Source organism: Microbispora sp. NPDC049633, assembly GCF_040675265.1.
Classification (GTDB): domain Bacteria; phylum Actinomycetota; class Actinomycetes; order Streptosporangiales; family Streptosporangiaceae; genus Microbispora; species Microbispora maris.
This window is the reverse complement of sequence record NZ_JBFAOO010000298.1, coordinates 1-6,254: the sequence shown is the minus strand read 5'-3', so window position 1 is coordinate 6,254 and position 6,254 is coordinate 1. Positions and strand designations below refer to the sequence as shown.

The following is a 6,254-nucleotide window of genomic DNA, read 5'->3' as shown; positions in this document are numbered from 1 at the left end:
GTGCCCGGCGCCTCCTGGCCCTGCTGCTCGCCGTACAGGCTGCGGCCGTTGCCGGCGCACTCGATGAACGCGGTCACGGTCTCGGCCGGCATGCCGAGGATGTCCCGGTAGGTGAACGCGACCGGCCGGCCGTCCAGCCCGCTGCCCCACAGCGTGAGCCGCCAGGCGGCCGCGTCGATCAGCGGTGTCGCGGTGTGGTTGCGGACGAAGAACAGGTCGTCCGGCGTCAGGTAGCCGGCGCCGCGCAGCGCCTCCCAGCGCATCTCCGCATTCGTGCCGTGCACGGCGAACAGGCGTGGCGGCAGGGGTTTGCGGATGCCGGGCCGCACGGGCGGCGCCTGCGCCGCCCCCCTCGCCCCGGGCATCGTACGGCCGGGGTCCCGGCCGTCCTCGGCGGTGGTGGACCGTACGTCCATGCGCCCTCCTCACCTGCGCTGTCAGCCGGCCGGCCTCCGCAGGGCGACGGCCGGCACGGGAATGGGCGGAAAGGGGTTGTCCGGCAGCAGGATCACGCGGCGCGGCCGGTCCGCCTGCCCCGCCGCGTCCAGGTGCAGCAGGGCCGCCCCGATCCCCGCCGCCCCGGTCAGGTAGCCGGTGTCGGCCGTCACCTCGCCGGGGCGGTGCCGCCGGTACGCCTGGTACCAGCGGTATCCCCTGCCGTCGTAGCCGGTCGCCCGGCCGATCAGGTGGTCGGCGAGCCTGCGGGCGAACTCCAGGTGTTCCTGCTCCCCCGTCGCCGCCCACAACCCCACGTACAGCTCGATCAGCCCCGCGGTGCCGCAGCACTGACAGGCGACGTTCCACAGCCCCGCCGTCTGCCGGAAGGGCGCGCCGGACTCCCTGACGCCCCTCGCCAGCCGCTTCACCCACTCCAGGTCGCCGCTGTCGCCGGTCACCCGATACAGCTCGTAGAACATGCGGGCGATGCCGGCGGACCCCGAGCAGTAGCCCAGGTGGTCGCCGACCAGCACCCCGCGCCCGGTCGTGACGCCCGCGGCCCGGACGAGGCCCGCGCCACGGCGTGCCGCGTCGAGGAACGACTCCTCACCCGTCGCGCCGTAGAGGCGGGCGAGGAGGAACGCCGTCCCGGCCGTGCCGGCCAGGAATCCGGGCGGGGCCGCCTCGGCGGGCAGGGCCGGGCACGCCGCGGGCCGCTCGCGGGGCGCGGTCAGCCGCGCGATCCGGCGTCCCGCCTCGATCGCCATCTCCTCGTAGGCCGGCACGCCGAGCGCCGCCGCGGCACGCAGCAGTCCCAGGACGACGCCGCCGTCGCCGCGCGGGGTGGGATCCCCCGACCAGCCGATCCCGCCGTCGTCCATCGCACGGGCGCCGCGGACGATCCTGTCGGCGGCCGCGACCGCCGCCGCCTCGAACCGCTCCTCGCCGAGCACCCAGCCGGCCTCGGTCAGCGCGAGGACGACGCCGGCCAGGCCGTGGTGGAGCGACACGTCGGCCTGCCGCCGCCACGTCGCCGCGAGGTAGCGGGCGCCGGCGCGGGCGTCCTCCAGGTAGGCCTCGTGCCCGGTGCCGGCGGCGAGCTCCAGGAAGAACAGCACGATCCCGGCCGCCCCGGAGTTCAAAGACGCGGAGTGCAGGGACGCGGGCCCGCCGGATCCGCCGGGTGCGGCCGGCCTGCCGTGCGGGTCGGGGTTGGCCCGCCATCGCCTGCCGTGCTCGTCGTCGACCGCGGCCGTACGGATCCAGCGTCCCGCCATGATGGCGGCCGTCAGCGGAGTGTCTGCGCGCTCACCGGAGGAGCGGATCGGGTCCGGGCCCATGCACGGAGTATCCCACAAACCTGGTAGGTAATAGCAACTATATGCCGGGACGGTTTTCCTGTATTCCCTATTGACTTGATTGGTATTTCCGCTCCACAGTCGAGCCGAACACTCGCACTCCAGAGAAAGGCGTCCGGCGTGAGCGACGAACACCCCCCGACCGTCGGCGAGCACACCCGTGCCGCGATCAACGAGGACTGGGCCGCCACCATCGTCGGCCTCGTCCTCCTCGTGCTGGTCATCACCGGCGTGATCCCGACGGGGCTGGTGCCGTGATGAGCAGCGAGGCGGCCGTCCCCGCCGCGACGCGGGCCCCGGCGTGGCAGTGGCCCGCCCTGGGCGTCCTCGTCGTCCTCGCCCTCGCCGCGGGCACCAGGGCCCTGGAGAAGGGCGTGCCCGAGTGGTTCGCGGGCTCCGGCCTGGCCAAGGCGATCGAGTTCCCCGTCTACGCGATCGCCCTCGGCCTGCTGGGCAACGCGGTGCTCACCGCGACCGGGCTGCGCGACCGTCTGTCGGCCGGCTTCCGCACGGAGTTCTTCATCAAGACAGGGCTCGTGCTCCTCGGAGCATCGATCAACCTGAAGGTGATCGTCACCGCGGCCGGCCCCGCGATCCTCCAGGGCATCGTGCTGATCAGCGCGGTGTTCCTGTTCACCTGGTGGCTCGGAGGGCGCCTCGGGCTCGACGACAGACTGCGGGCGCTGCTGTCGGCCGCGGTGTCCATCTGCGGCGTCAGCGCGGCCATCGCGGCGGCGGGAGCCGTTCAGGCCAGGCGCGAGCAGCTCGCCTACAGCGCGAGCCTGGTGATCGCGTTCGCCCTTCCGTCCATCTTCGTCCTCCCCGCGCTGGCCTCGGCGCTGAACCTGAGCCCGGAGGTGGCGGGCGCCTGGATCGGCGGCAACATCGACACGACGGCGGCGGTGACCGCGGCGGGCACGCTCGCGGGCGAGAACGCGCTGGCGGTCGCGACCATCGTCAAGATCACCCAGAACGCCCTGATCGGCGTCGTGGTGGTCGCGCTGACCGCGTGGTTCGCCTTCCGCATCGAGCGCCGTCCCGGCGCCGAACGGCCGGGCGCGGGCGAGCTGTGGCGGCGGTTCCCGAAGTTCGTGCTCGGCTTCGTGGCGGCCTCGGTGCTGGCCACCTGGTATCTGTCCACCGTCGGCGCGGCCGAGGGCAAGGCGGTCATCGGCGTCGCCAACGACCTGCGCACCTGGTTCCTCATCCTGGCCTTCGTCAGCATCGGCCTGGAGTTCAGGGTGGCCTCGCTCAGGGAGGCCGGCTGGCGTCCGGTCGTCGTCTTCGCCGCCGCCACCGTGGCCAACGTCCTGCTGGCCCTTGGGCTCGCCACGCTCCTGTTCAGCGGCTTCACCGTCACCTGAAGGCGGTGCCCGAAGATCCCCCGAGCCCCGGCCGGGCCCGGTGGAATCCCGTCAGCGTCGCCGCGGGAGACGCCGGGGACGCCACCGGGCCCCAGCTCCGGCCTCGTCCTCCTCCTCGTCCTCCTCCGGCGCGGCGTCGTCGTCCGGCAGGTCGTACCAGTGCGTGTCGCCCGGGAAGGGGTCCCGGGGGGCCTCGGGGAACTCGGCGCGGCTGCCCACGGCGTCCGCAGGCAGGCCAACGGATGACGCTGTACGGTCGAAATCGAACACGGTCCCATCGTGGCAGATTCTCCACATAATTGGTGGGCAATGCTGGGATTCGATCCCGCTGCGCGGGTCAGTCGGTCTCAGCGGCCGGGCGGCGGAAGCGGCACGGCGAGGAGGGTGCCGCCGACGCGGACTCCGGCGGCGCGGCCGACGCCCGGCTCCGCGGCCGCGTCGAACCGGCCGCGAGGACGGCCAGCCCGGCGGCCGTGACGCCGGCACCCACCCACAGGGGGGAGACGAAGCCGTGACCTGCGGCGATCGCCAGCCCGCCCAGCCACGCGCCGAGGGCGTTGCCGACGTTGAAGGCCGCGATGTTGGCACCCGAAGCCAGCGCCGGGGCGTCCTGGGCGTACTTCATGGTCCGGAGCTGGAGCCCGGGCGCGGTGGCCAGCCCCGCCGTGCCCATCAGCAGCAGCGAGACGGTCGCCATGACCTTGCTGTGCGCCGTCAGCGCGAACACCGCGAGAACCACGGTGGTCACCGCCATGATCGTGATCAGGGAGGCGTTCAGGGCCCGGTCGGCGAACCTGCCGCCGAGGTGGTTGCCCGCGAACGTGCCCACCCCGAAGAGCACCAGCAGCCAGGGCACAACGGTGACGGCGAATCCGCTGACCTCGGTGAGCGTGAACGCGATGTAGGTGAACGCGCCGATCACGCCGCCGAAGGCGAGGACGCTGACGGCGAGGGAGACCCAGACCTGCGGCCGGCGGAAGGCGCCGAGCTCGCCGCGCAGGCCGTTCCCGGCCGCAACCGGAGTCGTCGGCACGAGCAGCCGGATGCCGGCCAGGGTGACGACGCCGATGATCGTGAGCGCCCAGAACGTCGAACGCCAGCCGAGCCGCTCGCCGAGCAGGGTGCCGAGCGGAACCCCGACCACGTTCGCCACGGTCAGACCGGCGAACATCAGCGCGATCGCGCCGGCCCGCCGGTGGGGGGCGACGAGGTCGGCGGCGACCACCGAGCCGACGCCGAAGAACGCGCCATGGCACAGGGCCGCGACGATCCGGCCCACCATCAGTACGGCATAACCCGGCGCGAGCGCGGAGATCAGGTTGCCGGCGATGAACAGGAGCATCAGCGCCAGCAGCACCTTTTTGCGCTCGAACCGGCCGACCGCCGCGGTCAGCGCGACGGCACCGACCGCGACGCTCAGCGCGTACCCGGAGACGAGATGACCGGCGACCGGTTCGCTCACTCCGAGGTCCGCCGCTATCTGGGGCAGCAACCCCACGATCCCGAACTCGGTGAGCCCGATGCCGAAACCTCCCAGGGCCAGGGCGAGGAGCCCGACAGGCATGACTAACCCTCCGTTGGCAGTTGCGTGGGCGGGCCTTCAGGCCCGCCGGACCGCCATGGTGCCGCTCACGCCGCCCCCCTCACGAGTGGCCGGATGGCCACCCTGTGAAAGAATCTGGCCATGCACCGAGTCGTGATCCTGGCCCTGGAGGGCGTGTATCCGTTCGAGCTGAGCATCCCGCAGCGAATCTTCAGCATCGCCGCAGGAGCGGACGGCGCGCCGCTCTATGAGGTCCTGACCTGCGGTGTCAGCCGTACGGTCCGAACCGACGCGGATTTCTCGATCACGGTGGACCATGACGTCGACGTCATCGCGACAGCCGACACCGTGGTCATTCCCCCTTTCACCCCTGTGGGACAGGACGCGTCCGACTGGCTGCCCGCGCCGGTCGCCGAGGTCCTGACCCGTCTTCGCCCCGGCGTGCGACTGGTGTCCATCTGCACCGCGGCCTTCGTGCTGGCCGCGGCCGGCCTGCTCGACGGCCGGCCCGCGACCACGCACTGGAACGAGGCCGACCGCTTCCGGCGGATGTTCCCGAACGTGCGGCTGGACGCCGGCGTGCTGTTCACGGACGACGGCGACGTGCTGACCTCGGCGGGCGTGGCCTCCGGCATCGACCTGTGCCTGCACGTCGTGCGCCGCGACCATGGCGCCGCGGTCGCCCAGCGGGTCGCCCGGCGCTGCGTCGTCCCCCCGTGGCGCGAGGGCGGCCAGGCACAGTACGTCGAACGGCCCGTCCCGGCGATGACCGACATGTCCACGTCGGCGGCCCGGGCATGGGCCCTCGAGAACCTGCACCGGCCGATCTCACTCCGGGAGCTGGCCGGGCATGCCCGGATGAGCGTGCGCACGTTCACCCGCCGCTTCCGCGAGGAGGTCGGCGTGACTCCGGGCCAGTGGCTCACCCGGCAGCGCGTCGAACTCGCCCGCCGGCTGCTGGAGAGCACCGACCTGCCCGTGGATCGCGTCGCCGCCGAGGCCGGGTTCGGCACCGGCGCCTCCCTCCGCCAGCACCTCACCGCCGCGCTGGGTGTCTCCCCCACGGCCTATCGCCAGACCTTCCGGGTCGTGGAGTCCGTGGCCTGAGATCACCCGTGCCGCTCCCCATCCCGTACGGCCCGGCCGCCGCGAGGACGGCGCGGGCTCTCTCGCTTCACACCACGGCGGGGACCACGGCCGTGACGGCGTGCGGGGCGTCCAGCGCCCTGCGGGCGTAGGCGCGGACGTCGGCGTCGGAATCGCCGAGAGCGCCGTGCAGGGCCGCGGCCACCTCGGGCCGCGCCGCCCACGCGGACAGCACGAGCACCACGGCCTTGCGCACGTCGAGATGGGGGTCGGCCAGCGCCGCCACCAGCGGTTCCACCGCCAGAGCGGGATCGGCGGCGGCGAGTCCGCGCGCCGCGCCCACCCGCACCTGCCACGCCGGATCGGCCAGGGCCCGCACAGCCGTCTCCGCGAAGCCCGATTCGAGAGCGCCGAGCCCGGCGGACGCCTCCAGGGCCGCCGCCCGGACGAGCGGGTCGGCGTCGG

At 73.4% G+C, this 6,254-nt stretch carries 8 protein-coding genes; 3 read left to right on the top strand and 5 right to left on the bottom strand.

The genetic code is table 11. The features are described from left to right. Both AB0J39_RS37325 and AB0J39_RS37320 read right to left on the bottom strand, forming a co-directional pair. Window positions 1-416: molybdopterin-dependent oxidoreductase (locus tag AB0J39_RS37325; RefSeq protein WP_363473558.1), on the bottom strand; the 416-nt coding region annotated here is incomplete at its 3' end. A 21-nt stretch (window positions 417-437) separates the two neighbouring features. Next, complete coding sequence (locus AB0J39_RS37320) at window positions 438-1,778, bottom strand: lanthionine synthetase LanC family protein (protein WP_363473555.1); 1,341 nt, start codon at window positions 1,776-1,778, stop codon at window positions 438-440. Between the two features lie 138 nt (window positions 1,779-1,916). On the opposite strand from AB0J39_RS37320, the gene AB0J39_RS37315 reads away from it, so the two are divergent. Further along, the gene (locus AB0J39_RS37315) at window positions 1,917-2,054 is read left to right on the top strand and encodes a hypothetical protein (RefSeq protein ID WP_169984971.1); all 138 of its coding nucleotides are present in this window, start codon (window positions 1,917-1,919) and stop codon (window positions 2,052-2,054) included. Then, window positions 2,054-3,160, top strand: coding sequence for a putative sulfate exporter family transporter (locus tag AB0J39_RS37310; protein WP_363473553.1), 1,107 nt, complete (start codon window positions 2,054-2,056; stop codon window positions 3,158-3,160). The genes AB0J39_RS37315 and AB0J39_RS37310 overlap by 1 nt, the downstream gene beginning before the upstream one ends. Before the next feature lie 51 nt (window positions 3,161-3,211). On the opposite strand, the gene AB0J39_RS37305 is transcribed toward AB0J39_RS37310, so the two are convergent. Further along, window positions 3,212-3,379, bottom strand: coding sequence for a hypothetical protein (locus AB0J39_RS37305; RefSeq protein ID WP_363473551.1), 168 nt, complete (start codon window positions 3,377-3,379; stop codon window positions 3,212-3,214). 118 nt (window positions 3,380-3,497) lie between these two features. Then, a complete protein-coding gene (locus AB0J39_RS37300) occupies window positions 3,498-4,724 on the bottom strand; it encodes an MFS transporter (RefSeq protein WP_363473549.1) in 1,227 nt (408 codons plus the stop codon). Between the two features lie 120 nt (window positions 4,725-4,844). Here AB0J39_RS37300 and AB0J39_RS37295 point away from each other — a divergent pair, with 120 nt between their 5' ends. Further along, window positions 4,845-5,810 carry a helix-turn-helix domain-containing protein gene (locus tag AB0J39_RS37295; RefSeq protein WP_363473547.1) on the top strand — a complete coding sequence of 322 codons (966 nt, stop codon included), beginning with the start codon at window positions 4,845-4,847 and terminating at the stop codon, window positions 5,808-5,810. A 67-nt stretch (window positions 5,811-5,877) separates the two neighbouring features. Here AB0J39_RS37295 and AB0J39_RS37290 read toward each other — a convergent pair. After that, the coding region (locus tag AB0J39_RS37290) for a HEAT repeat domain-containing protein (protein WP_363473545.1) at window positions 5,878-6,254 on the bottom strand (377 nt) is incomplete at its 5' end.

Excerpts from the sequence above, each read along its gene's own strand:
- AB0J39_RS37320 (WP_363473555.1), bottom strand. The coding sequence starts at position 1,778 with ATGGGCCCGGACCCGATCCGCTCCTCCGGTGAGCGCGCAGACACTCCG.
- AB0J39_RS37310 (WP_363473553.1), top strand. The coding sequence starts at position 2,054 with ATGAGCAGCGAGGCGGCCGTCCCCGCCGCGACGCGGGCCCCGGCGTGG.
- AB0J39_RS37300 (WP_363473549.1), bottom strand. The coding sequence starts at position 4,724 with ATGCCTGTCGGGCTCCTCGCCCTGGCCCTGGGAGGTTTCGGCATCGGG.
- AB0J39_RS37295 (WP_363473547.1), top strand. The coding sequence starts at position 4,845 with ATGCACCGAGTCGTGATCCTGGCCCTGGAGGGCGTGTATCCGTTCGAG.